General features: G+C 47.5%; 1 protein-coding gene. It reads right to left on the minus strand.

Features of this window, described 5'->3' with window-relative positions:
• Positions 1-22: 22 nt before the first annotated feature.
• The gene (locus GWO68_RS17660) at positions 23-1,324 is read right to left on the minus strand and encodes an IS4 family transposase (RefSeq protein ID WP_162347801.1); all 1,302 of its coding nucleotides are present in this window, start codon (positions 1,322-1,324) and stop codon (positions 23-25) included.
• Between the last annotated feature and the right edge of the window lie 52 nt (positions 1,325-1,376).

The raw sequence follows: 1,376 nt of genomic DNA on the forward strand, positions 1-1,376 counted from the left end.
CAATGTCATTAAGTTAAGGGTTTTATAGTACGTTCTTTCTGTTTTTCATCAGGATAGGTGTCTTTCGGTGCCGATACTTATCTTTCTGTCGTGGATACTTTCTGTTTGGTCTGACTGGTTCTACATGCTGCAGAAAGTTTTCCTTGAGTTCCAGCAGTACTTGCTGTGAGGTATTTGAAGTAAATAAGGCCACTACATTCTTCTTCAAATGTCCTATGGCAGTGGCTAAGTTGATCTTATAGACCAGCTTTCTATGGCCGTAGCGAGTATTTAGCTCTTGCTGCAGTTCATCTGCCAACAAGGTCTGTAGGTTCATTAGAAATAAACTAATGTAGAAATCCTGCTCAATAGCTACTTGCGTAAAGCCTGAGAAATACTCCACCCGGAGCACGTTTTTGAGTATATCATAAACAGTTTCTACTCCCCAGCGCATCGCATAGATTTGCTTTAAAAGCTCTACAGGGAACTCCTCTTTATTCAGCAGGGTAGTGAGCAGCAGCGCTGTTTCCCCGTTGGCGAGGCTAAACTTTACAAGGCGAACCTGTATGGCAGCATCCCTGCCATAAGCCTGGAGAGGGGTATTCTTACCTGGGCTGATAAGCACCAGCGCGTCAACCGCACCAGACTGAGCAAAATCCTCCACCTGCCGGCTAAAGGATGATCTCAGGCGCATGAGCACATGCATGCCGCGCTGCCTGTGCTCATAGACCATCTGAAAAGAGGCATAGTTGCGGTCATACACCAGCAGATCGCCTTCCCTTGCGTAGTTTAGATGCTTGAGGGCTGCTGCTGGCTCCCCTTGGGCAAAAGGCTGCAGCACACCGTCCAGCACCATGCCGTTAAGCAAGTCGTACATCACCGAAGCTCTGGCTTTAATATAGCGGGCCTCCCTGTGCTGGTTACTGTGGGTGCCATAAACAGTGGCCAGTTCGGGGCTAAAGGGCAAATCAAGCGTAGAGCCGTCTACAGCCAGCAGGCGCATGGACTTTAGCTGTTTCACCCGCTCATCATTGTCTGTGTAGAACTCCAGATGGAGCTTGTGGAGCAAATTCCTGAAAAACAGCGGCGAGAGCTTTTGTCGGGCCTGGGTAAAGGCACTCTTGCTTAAAGATACCTGGGGTTGAGCCAGATCTTTAAAGAACTCACTTATCTCCAGGGCTAGATTCTTATAGAGCCTTCTTAGCATAAACACCACTAACAGCTTGAAGGGTAGTATACGGCTCCTGGTAAAATCTTCCGGCCTGCTTTTGTACTGCTCCTCCACCTCATCTACCATGAAACACTCCCGTACACGATAAATGATCTCCTCACTGCTCTTTCTCATGCAAGAGAAAACAATCCGCAGTAACTTAAATTCCTTAACTTAATGACATTGG

Origin of the sequence: Pontibacter fetidus (assembly GCF_010119545.1) — a bacterium.
In the GTDB taxonomy this organism is placed as follows: domain Bacteria; phylum Bacteroidota; class Bacteroidia; order Cytophagales; family Hymenobacteraceae; genus Pontibacter; species Pontibacter fetidus.